This window comes from Streptomyces sp. H27-C3 (assembly GCF_030063415.1).
In the GTDB taxonomy this organism is placed as follows: domain Bacteria; phylum Actinomycetota; class Actinomycetes; order Streptomycetales; family Streptomycetaceae; genus Streptomyces.
The window spans coordinates 16,426-32,907 of sequence record NZ_JASITA010000017.1 but is presented as its reverse complement, the minus strand read 5'-3'; the positions used below and the strand labels follow the sequence as shown (position 1 = coordinate 32,907).

Below are 16,482 nucleotides of genomic sequence, written 5' to 3'. Positions count from 1 at the left end.
GACTCCTCCTGCTTGCCGTTACTATGCAAGCTGCGTGCCCGTGTGTCTGATGTACCGGGCCCGATCGGCGAAGCCGCCACCGTGCGGCCCAGCAGAACCCCAGAAGTCAGCCCCAAGGAGACCGAACCGTGAAGAGCGCCGTGGAGACCCTGAACCCGACCCGGGTTCGGCTCAGCATTGAGGTGCCCTTCGAGGAGCTCAAGGACAGCCTCGACGCGGCGTACAAGAAGATCAACCAGCAGGTCACGGTGAAGGGCTTCCGCAAGGGAAAGATCCCTAACCGAGTCATCGACCAGCGGTTCGGCCGTGGAGCTGTGCTGGAGGAGGCCGTCAACGACGCTCTCCCGAAGTTCTACACCGAGGCTGTCAACGAGGGTGAGCTGAACGTTCTCGGCCAGCCCGACGTCGACATCACCGAGCTGAAGGACGGCGAGCTGCTGTCCTTCACCGCCGAGGTCGACATCCGCCCGACGATCGAGATTCCGGACTACTCCGGCATCGAGGTCGAGGTGGATGCCATCGAGGTCAAGGACGAGGACGTCGACAAGGCCGTGGAGGAGCTGCGCGAGCGCTTCGCCTCCACCAACCCGGTCGAGCGCGCCGCCGCCGAAGGCGACGTCGTGACGCTCGACCTGGAGGCCAAGGTCGACGGCGAGGTCCTTGAGGACGGCGTCGCCGAGGGTGTCTCGTACACCATCGGTTCCGGCGAACTCCTCGAAGGCATTGACAAGGCCGTGACCGGCCTGGAGGCGGGTGGCGAGGCCACCTTCACCTCCGAGCTCAAGGGCGGCACCGCCGAGGGCAAGGAGGCCGAGGTCGCCGTAAAGGTCACCGCGGTCGCCGCTCGCGAGCTGCCCGAGCTGGATGACGACTTTGCGCAGATGGCGAGCGAGTTCGACACACTGGACGAGCTCAAGGCCGACAGCCGCAAGCGCCTCGAGAGCACCAAGCAGTACGACCAGGCCACGCAGGCCCAGGAGCGCGTCCTCGACGAGCTGCTGAAGCTGGCGGAGGTCCCGATCCCCGAGAAGCTTCTCGCGGACGAGGTCAACACCCGTAAGCACAACCTGGAGAACCACCAGCTCGGCCAGATGGGCCTGGACCTCGAGAAGTACCTCGAGATTCAGGGCAAGACGGCCGAGGAGTTCGAAGCCGAGCTCTCCGAGCAGGCCGTCAAGGGCATCAAGACCCAGTTCATCCTTGACGAGCTCGTCAACAAGGAGAAGCTGAACGTCAACCAGGAGGAGCTCACCGAGCACCTCATGCGGCGTGCGGCCACCTCCGGCATGAGCCCCGACCAGTTCGCCCAGGCCGTCGTCGAAGGCGGCCAGGTTCCGATGCTCGTCGGCGAGGTCGCCCGCGGCAAGGCGCTGGCCGTGGTGGTCGAGGCCGCCAAGGTCACCGACACCAACGGTGAGCTCGTCGAGCTCGACGACGAAGACGAGGACGACGAGACCGCGGAAGCGGTCGAGGCGGCCTCCGACGCCGACCAGGCCGACGCGTCGGCCGAGGCCGGCGACGCCGAGCCCAAGGACAAGACCGAGGCCTGAGCCTCTGCCTGATTCCTGTCGATGGGCCCGGACGCTTCACGCGTCCGGGCCCATCGTCGTACACCGGTACGGGCCCGGACCTTGCGCTCCGAGCGAACAGTTCGGGAAGCGGGATGGCGTTGTCCCACCTGCGCGTTAGGGTCCATGAAGAGGAGCGTGGGGAGTCCCCGCCTTCCGGTACGAAGACGCTGAGACGGCTGGAGCCGTCAGAGACGAGCAGGTGGATACGTGACGAATCTGATGCCCCAGGCCGCCGGTGAGCCGTCCTTCAGTGGTGGCCTCGGCGACCAGGTCTACAGCCGACTGCTCGGTGAGCGCATCATCTTCCTCGGACAGCAGGTCGACGATGACATCGCCAACAAGATCACGGCGCAGCTGCTCCTCCTTGCCGCGGAACCGGACAAGGACATCTACCTCTACATCAACAGCCCCGGTGGCTCGGTGACCGCTGGCATGGCCGTCTACGACACCATGCAGTACATCCCGAACGACGTGGTCACGATCGGTATGGGCATGGCGGCCTCGATGGGCCAGTTCCTGCTCACCGGTGGCGCCGCCGGTAAGCGTTTCGCGCTTCCCAACACCGACATCCTCATGCACCAGGGCTCCGCGGGTCTCGGCGGCACCGCCTCCGACATCAAGATCCAGGCCGAGCAGCTTCTCCGTACGAAGAAGCGCATGGCCGAGATCACCGCGCGGCACTCCGGCCAGAGCATCGAGACGATCATCCGCGACGGTGATCGCGACCGCTGGTTCTCGGCCGAAGAGGCCAAGGCGTACGGCATCATCGACGACATCATGGCCTCCGCCTCGGGCGTTCCGGGTGGCGGCGGCACCGGGGCCTGAGCCCCCGGCAGCCGAACCTCCCCAGCCCACCGAACGCCACCAGGATGGTGAACACCCACATGAACGACTACTCCGCGAGCGGCCTCTACACGGGCCCCCAGGTAGACAACCGCTACATCGTCCCGCGCTTCGTCGAGCGCACCTCGCAGGGCACGCGTGAGTACGACCCGTACGCGAAGCTCTTCGAGGAGCGCGTGATCTTCCTCGGTGTGCAGATCGACGACGCCTCCGCCAACGACGTCATGGCGCAGCTGCTGTGCCTGGAGTCGATGGACCCGGACCGCGACATCTCGATCTACATCAACAGCCCCGGCGGCTCGTTCACGGCCCTCACGGCCATCTACGACACGATGCAGTTCGTGAAGCCGGACATCCAGACGGTCTGCATGGGCCAGGCGGCCTCCGCCGCCGCGGTCCTGCTCGCCGCCGGTACCCCCGGCAAGCGCATGGCCCTGCCGCACGCGCGTATCCTCATCCACCAGCCGTCCTCGCAGACCGGCCGCGAGCAGCTCTCCGACCTGGAGATCGCGGCCAATGAGATCCTGCGGATGCGCGCTCAGCTGGAGGAGATGCTCGCGAGGCACTCCACCACCCCGCTGGAGAAGATCAGCGAGGACATCGAGCGCGACAAGATCCTCACGGCCGACGGCGCTCTCGCCTACGGCCTGATTGACCAGATCGTGTCCACCCGTAAGACGACGGCCCAAGCGGCCGCCTGATACGTATCCCGCCCCTTGGCACCGTCCACGACAATGTGAACCGTGCCAAGGGGGGCCCGTACGGGGGCCCGGGCAAGGTACCGTCGGATATGAGGCACCAGGAGTCGCTGAACCAGGCGTCTCCCAGGCGAAGGGGAAGCACCTCGTGGCACGCATCGGTGATGGCGGCGACCTGCTCAAGTGCTCGTTCTGCGGCAAGAGCCAGAAGCAGGTGAAGAAGCTCATCGCAGGGCCCGGTGTGTACATCTGCGACGAGTGCATCGACCTCTGCAACGAGATCATCGAGGAGGAGCTCGCCGAGACCTCGGAAGTGCGCTGGGAAGAACTTCCCAAGCCGCGCGAGATCTATGAGTTCCTCGAGGGATACGTCGTCGGGCAGGAGCCCGCGAAGAAGGCCCTCTCGGTGGCGGTCTACAACCACTACAAGCGCGTCCAGGCCGGCGAGAACGGCGGCGCGGCCGGGCGTGAAGACGCGATCGAACTCGCCAAGTCCAACATCCTGTTGCTGGGCCCCACGGGCTCCGGCAAGACGCTGTTGGCGCAGACGCTGGCCCGGATGCTCAACGTCCCGTTCGCCATCGCGGACGCGACGGCGCTGACGGAGGCCGGCTATGTCGGCGAGGACGTCGAGAACATCCTGCTGAAGCTGATCCAGGCCGCCGACTACGACGTCAAGAAGGCCGAGACCGGGATCATCTACATCGACGAGATCGACAAGGTCGCCCGCAAGAGCGAGAACCCGTCGATCACGCGCGACGTCTCGGGCGAAGGCGTCCAGCAGGCGCTGCTCAAGATCCTGGAAGGCACGACCGCATCGGTCCCGCCGCAGGGCGGACGCAAGCACCCGCACCAGGAGTTCATCCAGATCGACACGACGAACGTGCTGTTCATCGTGGGCGGCGCGTTCAGCGGCCTGGAGAAGATCATCGAGTCGCGGGCGGGCGCCAAGGGCATCGGTTTCGGCGCGACGATCCGCTCCAAGCGGGAGATCGAGGCGAGCGACCAGTTCCAGGCGGTCATGCCGGAGGACCTGGTGAAGTTCGGGATGATCCCCGAGTTCATCGGCCGCCTCCCGGTCCTGACCTCGGTCCACAACCTGGACCGCGAAGCGCTCCTTCAGATCCTTATCGAGCCGCGCAACGCACTGGTCAAGCAGTACGAGCGGCTCTTCGAACTCGACGGCGTGGAGCTGGAGTTCGAGCACGAGGCGCTGGAAGCGATCGCGGACCAGGCAATCCTCCGCCAGACGGGCGCACGCGGTCTGCGCGCCATCATGGAGGAAGTCCTGATGTCGGTGATGTACGAGGTCCCGTCCCGCAAGGACGTGGCCCGCGTGGTCATCACGGCCGAAGTGGTCCGCTCCAACGTGTACCCGACGCTGGTCCCGCGGATCGTGGGCAAGGGCGAGCGCCACGAGAAGTCCGCGTAGCGGTTACCCGCAGCATGTACGACGCAGGGGCGCCCGGCCAGTCAACTGGCCGGGCGCCCCTGCGTGTTGAGTGCGCGCGCTGTTACTGTTTGACGCGGATCTCCGTGCGGAGCTTGGCGGTGATGCCGGCCGCCTCCTCCGCGCTGGTGGGCTTCGCCGCACTGTTGGGGGCGACGACGCCCATCGTGCTGTAGTCCGACCAGGCGCAGAAGGAGCTGGTCTGGGCCTGTCCCGTGGTGGGGTTCTTGGACTCCATGGCCTGGCACTTCATGATGCCGCCGTCGAAGCCGTCCGGAGAGACCTCCTTGGGCTCGCCGACCAGCGTGACCTTGTTCTTCTCGGACTCCTTCTCGGCCTCGCGCTTCGTGTTGGCGAAGTACGCGTCGACGGCCTTCTCTGGGTCGCTGATCTTGCCCCAGGCGCCGAAGAAATTCAGGCTCTTCGAGTTCTTGGCGTCCTCGAGCGAGCTGGGGTTCTTGGGATCGATCTTGGTGAGATCCGTCGTCGAATAGATGCCGGTGGCGGGGTGGCCGTCCTCGACACCCATGTCGGTGAACTTCTGCTTGGTCTCCGCGTTCGGCGTCTTACCGACGGAGTCCCCGCTGAGGCGCTTGTACTCGCCGAGCACCGTCGCCGGGGTCGTCAGCTTGTGGGGGCCGTCGTCCGCGAGGTCGGCGGAGCCACCGGAACCGACCAGGAAATAGGCACCGCCGCCGATCACCGCCAGCGCCACGACCACCACGCCCACGATCAGACCCGTCTTCTTCTTCGGGGCGGCCGGCGGGGGCGGCGGGAACTGGCCGCCGCCGTACTGGGGCTGCTGCCCGTACGGCCCCGGCTGCTGGGGCTGCCCGTACGGGGGCTGCTGCTGGCCCTGCTGCGGGTAGCCGTAGCCCTGGGGCGGCGGGGCCTGCTGCGGGTAGCCGTAGCCGGGCTGGCCCTGCGGGGGCTGTTGGCCGTACGGGTTGGGCTGGCCCTGCGGGGGCTGCTGCTGGCCGTACGGGCCGGGCTGCTGGCCGTAGGGGCCCGGCTGCTGTGGCTGCCCGCCGTACGGGCCCGGCTGGTTGTAGCTCATTACTGGGTTCCCCTCCAGATGTTTACGCGTTCCGAACATCCTGACGGAACCTGCGACATCATGCGGCGGCGGGGCCCATGCCGGGTACCAGGAATCCGGTTTCGGTACGGGGTCGTGACGCCCGTAAACTGAGCCTGTGACCGAGAACTCTCAGCAACAGCCCGCAGCCCCCGCCCCCGAACTGCCGACCCAGTACGCGCCGGCCGAGGTAGAGGGGAAGCTGTACGAGCGCTGGGTGGAGCGCGGTTACTTCGAAGCCGACGCGGAGAGCGGCAAGCCGCCGTTCACCGTCGTCATCCCGCCGCCGAACGTCACCGGCTCGCTCCACCTGGGGCACGCCTTCGAGCACACGCTCATCGACGCCCTCACCCGCCGCAAGCGCATGCAGGGCTACGAGACCCTCTGGCAGCCCGGCATGGACCACGCCGGCATCGCCACCCAGAACGTCGTCGAGCGCGAGCTCGCCAAGGAGGGCAAGTCCCGCCACGACCTGGGTCGCGAGGCGTTCGTCGAGCGTGTCTGGAAGTGGAAGGAAGAGTCCGGCGGCCAGATCTCCGGGCAGATGAAGCGCCTCGGTGACGGTGTCGCATGGTCGCGCGAGCGCTTCACCATGGACGAGGGTCTGTCCAAGGCCGTCCAGACGATCTTCAAGAAGCTGTACGACGACGAGCTGATCTACCGCGCCGAGCGCATCATCAACTGGTGCCCGCGCTGTCTGACGGCCATCTCCGACATCGAGGTCGAGTACCAGGAGGACGACGGCGAGCTGGTCTCCGTCCGGTACGGCTCCGGGGACGCCGAGATCGTCGTCGCGACGACCCGCGCCGAAACGATGCTCGGTGACACCGCTGTCGCCGTTCACCCCGACGACGAGCGGTACAAGCACCTTGTCGGTACCGAGATCGAGCTGCCGCTCACCGGCCGTCGTATCCCGGTCGTGGCCGACGAGCACGTCGACCCGGAGTTCGGCACCGGCGCCGTCAAGGTCACGCCCGCCCACGACCCGAACGACTTCGAGATCGGCCAGCGCCACGGTCTGCCCAATCTGGCCGTGATGGACGAGCGCGCGGTCATCACCGCGCACGGGCCCTTCCAGGGGCTCGACCGCCTTGAGGCACGGAGCGCCATCGTCGCCGCGCTGCGCGCCGAAGGCCGGATCGTCGCCGAGAAGCGTCCGTACGTCCACTCCGTCGGGCACTGCTCCCGCTGCAAGACGACCATCGAGCCGCGGCTGTCCCTGCAGTGGTGGGTCAAGGTCGCCCCGCTGGCGAAGGAAGCCGGCGACGCGGTCCGCGACGGGCGGGTCAAGATCCACCCGAAGGAGATGGAGCCCCGCTACTTCGGCTGGGTCGACAACCTGCACGACTGGTGCATCTCGCGTCAGCTCTGGTGGGGTCACCGGATCCCGGTCTGGTACGGGCCGGGCGGCGAGGTCGTCTGCGTCGGTCCCGACGACGAGGCGCCGACCGGCGAAGGCTGGCACCAGGACACGGACGTCCTGGACACCTGGTTCTCCTCCGGGCTGTGGCCGTTCTCCACGCTGGGCTGGCCCGAACAGACCCCGAGCGTCGAGAAGTTCTACCCGAACTCGGTCCTGGTCACCGGGTACGACATCCTCTTCTTCTGGGTCGCCCGGATGATGATGTTCGGCCTGTACGCCATGGACGGCACCCCGCCGTTCCACACCATCGCCCTGCACGGCATGGTCCGCGACCAGTTCGGCAAGAAGATGTCGAAGTCCTTCGGCAACGCGGTCAACCCGCTGGACTGGATGGACAAGTACGGCTCCGACGCGGTCCGTTTCACCCTGGCCCGCGGTGCCAACCCGGGCGTCGACGTCCCGATCGGCGAGGACTGGGTCCAGGGATCCCGCAACTTCGCCAACAAGATCTGGAACGCCACGCGCTTCGCGCTGATGAACGGCGCGACCGTCGAGGGTGAACTGCCGCCGGTCGAGCAGCTGTCGGCGACCGACCGGTGGATTCTGTCGCGGCTCAACGCGACGGTGGCCGAGGTCGACGCGTACTACGAGGACTACCAGTTCGCGAAGCTCTCGGACTCGCTCTTCCACTTCGCGTGGGACGAGGTCTTCGACTGGTACGTCGAGCTGTCCAAGACGACGTTCTTCGCGGGCGGCGAGGAGGCCAAGGTCTCCGCGCGCGTCCTGGGCGAGGTCCTCGACGTCACGCTGCGCCTCCTGCACCCCGTCGTCCCCTTCGTCACGGAGACGCTGTGGACCACGATGACCGGCCGCGAGTCGCTCGTCGTCGCCGACTGGCCCAAGGCTGTGCTCGTTCCTGGGGCTGACGCCCCGGGCGGCTTCCGCGACGACGCGGCCGAGCAGGAGATCGAGCTGGTCCAGCAGGTCGTCACCGAGGTCCGGCGCTTCCGCTCCGACCAGGGCCTGCAGCCCGGCCAGAAGGTCCCGGCCGAGCTCACCCTGACCGGCACGGCGCTGGCCCCGCACGAGGCGGCCATCCGCCAACTGCTGCGCCTCCAGCCCGCCGGTGAGGACTTCCACGCCACCGCTTCGCTGCCGGTCGCCGGAGCCAGGGTCGCGCTCGACCTGTCCGGCACGATCGACGTCGAGGCGGAGCGCAAGCGCCTGGCGAAGGACCTCGCGGCGGCCGAGAAGGAGAAGGCCCAGGCCCACGGGAAGCTCGGCAACGAGGCCTTCCTCGGCAAGGCCCCCGACAACGTGGTCGACAAGATCCGCGCGCGGCTCGCCAAGGCCGAGGCGGACATCGAGCGCATCACCGAGCAGCTGGCGGCGCTGCCGGAGAAGTAGGGCGGTACGTACGAAACCGAGGGCCCCGGCGCAGCTTCGCCGGGGCCCTCGGCGTACCCGCGCCAGTGCGTCTTATCACTCACTTCGTGCCCGAAGTCCCGCGGAAGGGGTCCGGCGACCTTGGATGATGGATGGCATGCACGCACCGCCCGCCACCTCGCCGGTACGCCGTGCGGTGGCAGTGGGCCGTCGCTGGCTGGAGCACCGACCGGTCTCGCCGCGCACCTTCGACGTCCTCACCGCGCTGAGCTGTTTCGCGCTGATGGGCCTCGACATCCCGGGGCTCGCCAAGGCCGACAACTCGCTGTCCGGCGTGGACGCGGCCGCCGTCCTCGCGATCGGCGCGGCCACGCTGCTGGTGCGGCGCCGGGCGCCTTGGGTGCCGTATCTCGCGGCGCTGCTGTTCCTGGGGTGGCTGCACGAGCTGACCCTGGTCCAGTTCGCGCTCTACTCCGTCGGCCGCTATCGGGGGCGTACGGCCGGGATCCTGGCCACCGTCGGATACGTCGTCGTGGCGTACGCGCTGTTCAATCTGCCGGGCTGGCCCGAGTACCGGGGGGATTCGCTGAGCGACTTCCTCAGCCTGGTGGTGCCGATCGGGGTGCTGGCCTCGGGCGTCGGCATCGCCGCGTACCGGCAGGATCTCGTGCGGGAACTGGCCGCCCAGCGGGCCACCACCACCGCGCTGCAGGCCGTCCAGCGGGAGCGCACCTCGGTCGCGCGCGATGTGCACGACTTCGTGGGCCGTGAGCTGACCCTCCTGACCGTACGGGCCGAGGTGCTCTCGGTGCGGGCCCGCGGTGAGGCGCACCAGAAGGACTTCGACGAGCTGTCCGAGACCGCCCGCAAGGCGCACCGCATCCTCAACGAGATCATCGTGCGGCGGGCCCGCGAGCGCGGCGCCACCCCGGGGCTCGACGGGCTCACGGCCCTCGCCGCGGAGAGCGAGCAGGCCGGCGGCCCGGTCGAGCTGGAGATCGCCGAGGCGGCGTACGGCCTGTCACCGCTGCGCCAGGCCGCGGTCCACCGGGTGGTCCAGGAGTGCCTGACGAACGCGGCCAAGCACGCACCGGGCGAAACCGTGCGGGTACGCATCACCTTCGACGACTGCCTGCTGCGCATCGAGGCCCGCAACCCGCTGCCGGACTCCGCGCCGGCCAGGGCGCCCGTCTCGGCGGGCACCGGCACGTTCTCGATGGAGGAGCGGGTACGGACCATGGGCGGCACGCTGGAGGCCGGCCGCAGGGACGGCACGTACGAGGTGGTGGCCGTCCTGCCGACGGGGATCGCCTGAGCAGCGCCACGCCCTGCCCGGACCGGCCACCGCGTGCGTCGGCACCGCGCCTGTCTCCGGGTCTGCGCCGAGCCCCGGGGCGCCGCACGGGCCGCACGGGACCCGGGCACGCGCCCCTCAGGCCGCGAGCAGCTTCTGGAGGGAGTCGAAGTCCTCCACGCACTTGCCGGAGCCGAGCGCCACACAGTCCAGCGGGTTTTCCGCGACGTACACCGCGATCCCGCTCGCCGCGGCGATCCGCAGATCGAGACCCGGCAGCAGCGCGCCGCCACCCGTCAGCACGATCCCGTGCTCCATGACATCGCCGGCCAACTCGGGCGGGCATGCCTCCAGGGTGGCCCGTACGGCCGCGACGATGGCGTCCAGCGGCTCGTCGAGCGCCTCGCGCACCTCGGAGGTCGTCAGCTCCAGGAGCTGCGGCAGCCCGGAGACCTTCTCCCGGCCCCGCACGGTGAAGGTCATCTCCTCCCGCGCCGCCTGGCCCGGCACCGGCCAGGCGGACCCGATGGAGATCTTGGTGTGCTCGGCCGTCCGCTCACCGATGTACAGGCCGTGCTTCTTGCGTACGTAGTCCGAGATCGCGGTGTCGAGACGGTCGCCGCCGACCCGCAGGGACTGGGCCGTGACGATTCCGCCGAGCGAGATCACGGCGACCTCCGTGGTGCCGCCGCCTATGTCGACGACCATGGAACCGCGCGGCTCGGACACCGGAAGCCCGGCCCCGATCGCCGCGGCCATCGGCTCCTCGATGAGGTGCACCGCGCGGGCACCCGCCCGATCGGCGGCGTGCACGATCGCACGGCGCTCGACGGGCGTGATGCCGCTCGGTACGCAGATGACCATGCGGGTACGGGGCCTGCGGCCGGGGACGGCCTTGCGCACGAAGTGCCGGATCATCTCCTCGGCGGCCTCGTAGTCGCTGATCACACCGTCCTTGAGTGGACGTATCGCCGTGATCGAACCGGGCGTGCGCCCGATCGTCTCCTTGGCCTCGGTGCCGACGGCCAGCGCGACGGCCGAGCCCGCCTTCATCGCCACCACGGACGGCTCATTGAGGACTATGCCCTTTCCGCGGGCGTACACGAGCGTGTTCGCCGTCCCCAGGTCTATGCCGATGTCCTTGGCCGTGTCGCCCACTTGAGACCCTCCCGATCGTGATCTCTCAGACTTACACCCACCTCTACGGACACACCACGCCAAAGGTCCCCGAAGAGTGGGTCCAAGGTCCTGTCACCGGCGTTGTCGGCGGGGCTCCGTAGACTGGCCCCGTGAGTCAGCTCCCCCCGCACGATGACAGCGATGCCCCCGACGACGCCCACGACGCCTTCGAGGCGATCGCGCAGGCCGAGACCAGCCGCGATCCCGACCTGGCGGTGATCGAGGCCGGCAGCCGCACCCTGCGCACGCAGGGCAGCGTGCCGCTGGGCGAGGACGTGCCAGGACGCCCCCAGGACCCGGAGGTGGACAAGGCGCTGCGGGCGATCGAGCAGGAGCTCCTCAGCCGCTGGCCGGAGACCAAGCTCGACCCGTCGTTGGTCCGGATGGCCGCACTGATGGACGTCCTGGGCGAGCCCCAGCGCGCCTATCCGTCGGTCCACATCACCGGCACCAACGGCAAGACCAGCACGGCCCGCATGATCGAGGCCCTGTTCAGCGCCTTCGAGCTGCGCACCGGGCGCTACACCAGCCCGCACGTGCAGTCGATCACCGAGCGCATCAGCCTGGACGGCGCCCCCATCGACGCCGAGCGCTTCATCGAGACGTACCAGGACATCGCTCCGTATATCGAGATGACCGACGGCTCGCAGGAGCACCGGCTGTCGTTCTTCGAGGCGCTGACGGGCATGGCGTACGCCGCCTTCGCCGACGCCCCGGTGGATGTGGCGGTCGTCGAGGTCGGCATGGGCGGCAGCTGGGACGCCACCAACGTGATCGACGCGTCCGTCGCCGTCGTCACGCCCATTGACCTGGACCACACGGACCGGCTGGGCTCCACGCCCGGCGAGATCGCCGTCGAGAAGTCCGGGATCATCAAGCAGGGCGCCACGGTCATCCTGGCGCAGCAGCCGGTGGACGCGGCGCAGGTCATGCTCAAGAAGGCCGTCGAGGTGGACGCCACGGTGGCCCGCGAGGGCATGGAGTTCGGCGTCGTCGCCCGCGAGGTGGCGGTCGGCGGCCAGCTGATCACCCTGCGCGGCCTCGGCGGCGAGTACGAAGAGGTCTTCCTGCCGCTGCACGGCGCGCACCAGGCGCACAACGCGGCGGTGGCGCTGGCCGCGGTCGAGGCGTTCTTCGGCATCGGCGCCGAGAAGGCCCGCACGCTCGACATCGAGACCATCCGCAAGGCCTTCGCCTCGGTGACGTCACCGGGCCGCCTGGAGGTCGTGCGGCGCGGCCCGACGGTCGTCCTGGACGCCGCGCACAATCCGGCGGGGGCCAGGGCCGCTGCCCAGGCGGTCGGCGAGGCGTTCAGCTTCAGCCGGCTGATCGGGGTGGTCGGCGCCACCGCGGGCAAGGACGTGCGGGGCGTGCTTGAGGCCTTCGAGCCGATCTTCGCGGAGATCGTCGTCACCCGGAACTCCGCGCACCGCGCGATGGACGTGGACGAGCTGGCGGCGCTGGCCGTGGAGGTCTTCGGCGACGAGCGCGTGCAGGTCGAGCCGCGCCTCGACGACGCCCTGGAGGCCGCCTTCACTCTGGTGGAGGAAGACGGCGAGTTCGCCGGCGGCGGCGTCCTGGTGACCGGTTCGGTGATGACGGTCGGCGAAGCCCGGCTGCTCCTGGGGAGGGGCTGATTTCCTGTGCGTATGCTCTGCGCTTCCACATTGATCAGCGAGTTCTTCGTGGTGGCCTTCGCGGGCCTGGTCGCGATGAAGTCGGACGACCTGTCGACGACCGCGGTCTGGACGGTGTGCGGCATCGCGATGCTGCTGTCCGTGCTGCTCTGCGGAGTGATCTCGCGGCCCGGCGGGCTCCAGCTGGGCTGGGCGCTCCAGATCGGGCTGATCGTCAGCGGCTTCGTGGTCCCGACGATGTTCTTCCTCGGCGCGGTCTTCGCGGGCCTGTGGTGGGCGTCGATCCACTACGGCCGCCAGATCGACGAGGCGAAGGCCCGCTGGGCGGCGCAGGCCGAGCAGGCCGAAGGCCAGGCACAGCCTCAGTAGCGGTGGCCGTCCGGGCCGGGCGGGTCCGGGCGCGGCTCCACGCCAGGCACAGCCTCGGTGGCGGCGGCCCTCAGTGGCGGTGGGCATCCGGGCCGGGCAGGTCCGGGTGCCGCCTCTCCGGCGTGTCCTTGTAGCCTCAGGGCATTGCATCCGCTATGCCCTGCAAGGAGCCGCACATGACCCAGCGCACCCTCGTCCTCCTCAAGCCGGACGCGGTTCGCCGCGGCCTGATCGGCGAGATCGTCGGCCGTATCGAGCGCAAGGCCGGCTGGTCGATCACCGCGCTGGAGATGCGCAGCCTCGACCAGGACACCCTGGAGTCGCACTACGGCGAGCACAAGGGCAAGGTTTTCTACGAGCCGCTCGTCGAGTTCATGGCCTCGGGGCCGATCGTCGCGATCGTCGTCCAGGGTGAGCGCGTCATCGAGGGTGTGCGCCAGTTGGCGGGTCCCACCGACCCCATTCAGGCGCAGGGTGGATCCATCCGTGGCGACTTCGGGACCATCGTTCGGGAGAATCTCATCCACGCCTCGGACTCCGAGGAGTCCGCGGAGCGGGAGCTGAAGCTTTTCTTCCCCGGCATTTCCTGACATAGCGTCAGCCATTCAGAGCTGTGGCCTGGGGCGACCGAAGTAATTCGGTCGCCCTTCGGTATATGCAGGAGGATGGAGGGAACGCATCCCTCCGACACGACGTCACCATTACTGGGGCGGGTACGTGTTCCGCTCACAATGGCGAAGGACCCTCGCGCTGCGTTCGTGCAGGCGGCACTACGATGGAAGCCTCCACGCCCACAGCACTTCTTTCGCCTACCAAATGCCATCATCGCTCCACTTGGGAAGGCCCGACGCATCCTCATGGGGAACAAGGGGAACTCAATGTCGTTCATCGGCCGTGACATGGCTATCGACCTCGGGACTGCCAACACGCTGGTGTACGTCAGGGGTCGCGGGATCGTGCTCAACGAACCCTCCGTCGTCGCCATCAACACCAACACCGGTGGCATCCTCGCCGTAGGTTCCGAGGCGAAGAAGATGATCGGCCGGACACCGGGCAACATCGTTGCCGTCCGGCCACTGAAGGACGGCGTGATCGCCGACTTCGAGATCACCGAGCGGATGCTCCGCTACTTCATCCTGAAGATCCACAAGCGCCGCTATCTGGCCCGCCCCCGGGTCGTCGTCTGTGTGCCCTCCGGCATCACGGGTGTCGAGCGGCGCGCGGTCATCGAGGCCTCCACGCAGGCCGGTGCCCGTCAGGTGCACATCATCGAGGAGCCCATGGCCGCGGCCATCGGCTCCGGCCTGCCCGTCCACGAGGCCACCGGCAACATGGTCGTGGACATCGGGGGCGGCACCACCGAGGTCGCCGTCATCTCGCTCGGCGGAATCGTCACGGCCCAGTCCATCCGGGTCGCAGGCGACGAGCTGGACAGCTCGATCATCCAGCACATCAAGAAGGAGTACTCGCTCCTCCTCGGTGAGCGCACCGCCGAACAGATCAAGATCACCATCGGTTCCGCGTTCGACCTGGACAAGGACGAGCACACCGAGATCCGGGGCCGCGACCTCGTCTCCGGTCTGCCCAAGACCGTGGTCATCTCGGCCGCCGAGGTCCGCAAGGCCATCGAGGAGCCGGTCAACGCCATCGTCGACGCGGTCAAGACGACGCTCGACAAGTGCCCGCCGGAGCTGTCCGGCGACGTCATGGACCGCGGCATCGTCCTCACCGGCGGCGGCGCCCTGCTGCGCGGCCTCGACGAGCGGCTGCGCCGCGAGACCGGCATGCCCATCCACATCGCCGAGGACCCGCTCGACTCCGTCGCGCTCGGGGCCGGCAAGTGCGTCGAGGAGTTCGAGGCGCTCCAGCAGGTGCTGGACGCTCAGCCCCGTAGATGAATCGCTTGAAGAATCCGCCGTACGAGGCCTGCCGCCTCGTGCGGCGGATCGTTGATATACAGGCATGGGAATTCCGACGAGGAAGGCACGGCCGCCGCACGTGAGGGACACACGAGAGAGCCGGCTGCTCCTGGTGCTGCTGATCGCCATCGCATTCGCACTGATTACGGTGGATATCCGCGGTGGCGAACAGTCGCCGGTCGACGGTGCCAGGCAGGCCGCCGCCACGGTCTTCGGACCTGTGGAGAACGGGGTCGCCACGGCGGTCGACCCGATCGGCAATGCCATAGGAGCCGTTCGGGACTCCGGAGAACGGCACGACCGCATCAGCGCCCTGGAGCGCGAAAACGCATCACTCAAGCAGAAACTCGGCAGCGACGACCGTAACCGCAGCCGCGTCCGCGAGCTGGACGGCATGCTCAAGAAGGCGGGCGCCGGGCAGTACGGCATCAAAGGCGCCGAGGTCATCGCGATAGGAGCGGCCCAGGGCTTCTCCTGGACCGTCACCATCGACGCGGGCAGCAACGACGGCATCAAGCGGGACATGACCGTACTCAACGGCGACGGACTCGTCGGCCGCGTCACCACCGTCGGCCCGGGCACCGCGACCGTGCTCCTGGCCAACGACCCGGACTTCACCGTCGGCACCCGCATGGAGAAGACCAACGAGATCGGCTTCGCCACCGGCCAGGGCGACCGCTCGCTCAGCGTCCAGCTGCTCAACGGCAAGGCCAAGATCAAGAAGGGTGACCGGCTGGTCACCTTCGGCTCCCGCAAGGCCAAGCCGTTCGTGCCCGGAGTCCCGGTCGGCGAGGTCATTCGCGTCGACCCCTCCGGCGGCGACCTCACCCGCACCCTCTACGTCCGCCCGTACGTCGGCTTCACCAAGCTCGACATCGTCGGCGTCGTCGTGGAGGCCCCGCGGGAGAACCCGCGTGACACCGTGCTGCCGCCCAAGCCCGCAGGTCCCAAGCCCACCCCCACGGTCACCGTCACGGTCACCCCGGGGGCGGCGCCCCCCGTCAACGGCACCCAGTAGGAGCTGAACCTCGTGCGCTTCAACCGGATGCTGCTCTCCACCACCCTGGTGATCGTCGCCCTGGTCGTCCAGGTCACCGTGCTCGCCAGGCTTCAACTCCCCGGCGCCGTACCCGACTTGATGCTCCTCGTCGTGCTCGGCCTGGCCTTCGTCTACGGCCATGTCAGCGGCGCCTTCATCGGCTTCGGCGCGGGACTCCTCGCCGACCTGGCGCCGCCGGCCGACCACGCAGCGGGCCGCTACGCGCTCGTTCTGTGCCTCATCGGTTACCTCGCGGGCCTCGCCAAGCCGGAGAACGGCCAGCTCAGGTCCGCCACCGGACCGATGGTCGTGGTCGTCGCCGCCGCCCTCGGCTCCACCATGCTGTACGCCGGAGTGGGCGCCCTCGTCGGCGACACCTCGGCCCGCCATGTGGGTATCGGCGGCCTGCTGTTCACCTCCGCGCTGTACGACCTGCTGCTCGCCCCGTTCGTCGTCCCGCTGATCATGGCGCTGGCGAGACGCGCGGAGAACGACCCGCTCGCCGACTCCCAGAGCGGCGGCGCCGACGTCGCCACCGGCTGGATGTCGTCGGGCACCGGGCTGCGCATCGGCAACCAGCGCGGCGGACTGCGGCTGAAGGCCGCGCGCAGCCGGGCCGCGAAGGCCGGACGTATCAAGGGGGTCAAGCGACTGTGACG

The 16,482-nt window shown here is 68.6% G+C and carries 14 protein-coding genes; 12 read left to right on the top strand and 2 right to left on the bottom strand.

The genetic code is table 11. The annotated features are described in order from the left end of the window. The first annotated feature begins 128 nt into the window (after window positions 1–128). The 4 genes from tig to clpX all read left to right on the top strand — a co-directional run bounded on the left by tig (window position 129) and on the right by clpX (window position 4,544). A complete protein-coding gene (gene tig, locus QMK30_RS18630) occupies window positions 129–1,550 on the top strand; it encodes a trigger factor (protein ID WP_283519416.1) in 1,422 nt (473 codons plus the stop codon). A 240-nt stretch (window positions 1,551–1,790) separates the two neighbouring features. After that, a complete protein-coding gene (locus tag QMK30_RS18625; RefSeq protein ID WP_283519521.1) occupies window positions 1,791–2,396 on the top strand; it encodes an ATP-dependent Clp protease proteolytic subunit in 606 nt (201 codons plus the stop codon). 44 nt (window positions 2,397–2,440) lie between these two features. Beyond that, a complete protein-coding gene (locus tag QMK30_RS18620; protein ID WP_283519415.1) occupies window positions 2,441–3,115 on the top strand; it encodes an ATP-dependent Clp protease proteolytic subunit in 675 nt (224 codons plus the stop codon). A 145-nt stretch (window positions 3,116–3,260) separates the two neighbouring features. Beyond that, window positions 3,261–4,544 (top strand): ATP-dependent Clp protease ATP-binding subunit ClpX, encoded by a 1,284-nt coding sequence (gene clpX / locus QMK30_RS18615; RefSeq protein WP_283519414.1) that lies wholly within the window; start codon window positions 3,261–3,263, stop codon window positions 4,542–4,544. A gap of 82 nt (window positions 4,545–4,626) precedes the next feature. On the opposite strand, the gene QMK30_RS18610 is transcribed toward clpX, so the two are convergent. Continuing rightward, window positions 4,627–5,619 carry a hypothetical protein gene (locus QMK30_RS18610; RefSeq protein ID WP_283519413.1) on the bottom strand — a complete coding sequence of 331 codons (993 nt, stop codon included), beginning with the start codon at window positions 5,617–5,619 and terminating at the stop codon, window positions 4,627–4,629. A gap of 136 nt (window positions 5,620–5,755) precedes the next feature. On the opposite strand from QMK30_RS18610, the gene QMK30_RS18605 reads away from it, so the two are divergent. Both QMK30_RS18605 and QMK30_RS18600 read left to right on the top strand, forming a co-directional pair. Next, window positions 5,756–8,407, top strand: coding sequence for a valine--tRNA ligase (locus QMK30_RS18605; protein ID WP_283519412.1), 2,652 nt, complete (start codon window positions 5,756–5,758; stop codon window positions 8,405–8,407). A gap of 136 nt (window positions 8,408–8,543) precedes the next feature. Then, complete coding sequence (locus QMK30_RS18600) at window positions 8,544–9,701, top strand: sensor histidine kinase (protein WP_283519411.1); 1,158 nt, start codon at window positions 8,544–8,546, stop codon at window positions 9,699–9,701. Between the two features lie 117 nt (window positions 9,702–9,818). Here QMK30_RS18600 and QMK30_RS18595 read toward each other — a convergent pair whose 3' ends face one another. Beyond that, the gene (locus tag QMK30_RS18595) at window positions 9,819–10,838 is read right to left on the bottom strand and encodes a rod shape-determining protein (RefSeq protein WP_283519410.1); all 1,020 of its coding nucleotides are present in this window, start codon (window positions 10,836–10,838) and stop codon (window positions 9,819–9,821) included. 131 nt (window positions 10,839–10,969) lie between these two features. Here QMK30_RS18595 and folC point away from each other — a divergent pair, with 131 nt between their 5' ends. From folC to mreD, 6 genes are all read left to right on the top strand, one after another. Beyond that, window positions 10,970–12,496 carry a bifunctional tetrahydrofolate synthase/dihydrofolate synthase gene (gene folC / locus QMK30_RS18590; RefSeq protein WP_283519409.1) on the top strand — a complete coding sequence of 509 codons (1,527 nt, stop codon included), beginning with the start codon at window positions 10,970–10,972 and terminating at the stop codon, window positions 12,494–12,496. Window positions 12,497–12,502: 6 nt separating this feature from the next. Beyond that, entirely contained in the window at window positions 12,503–12,865 is a 363-nt protein-coding gene (locus QMK30_RS18585; protein ID WP_283519408.1) for a DUF4233 domain-containing protein, read from the top strand. Window positions 12,866–13,041: 176 nt separating this feature from the next. Continuing rightward, the gene (gene ndk, locus QMK30_RS18580; protein WP_283519407.1) at window positions 13,042–13,455 is read left to right on the top strand and encodes a nucleoside-diphosphate kinase; all 414 of its coding nucleotides are present in this window, start codon (window positions 13,042–13,044) and stop codon (window positions 13,453–13,455) included. A 288-nt stretch (window positions 13,456–13,743) separates the two neighbouring features. After that, window positions 13,744–14,763 (top strand): rod shape-determining protein, encoded by a 1,020-nt coding sequence (locus QMK30_RS18575; RefSeq protein ID WP_283519406.1) that lies wholly within the window; start codon window positions 13,744–13,746, stop codon window positions 14,761–14,763. 100 nt (window positions 14,764–14,863) lie between these two features. Then, the gene (mreC, locus tag QMK30_RS18570) at window positions 14,864–15,802 is read left to right on the top strand and encodes a rod shape-determining protein MreC (protein ID WP_283519405.1); all 939 of its coding nucleotides are present in this window, start codon (window positions 14,864–14,866) and stop codon (window positions 15,800–15,802) included. A gap of 12 nt (window positions 15,803–15,814) precedes the next feature. Beyond that, complete coding sequence (gene mreD, locus QMK30_RS18565; RefSeq protein ID WP_283519404.1) at window positions 15,815–16,480, top strand: rod shape-determining protein MreD; 666 nt, start codon at window positions 15,815–15,817, stop codon at window positions 16,478–16,480. Window positions 16,481–16,482 lie beyond the last annotated feature (2 nt).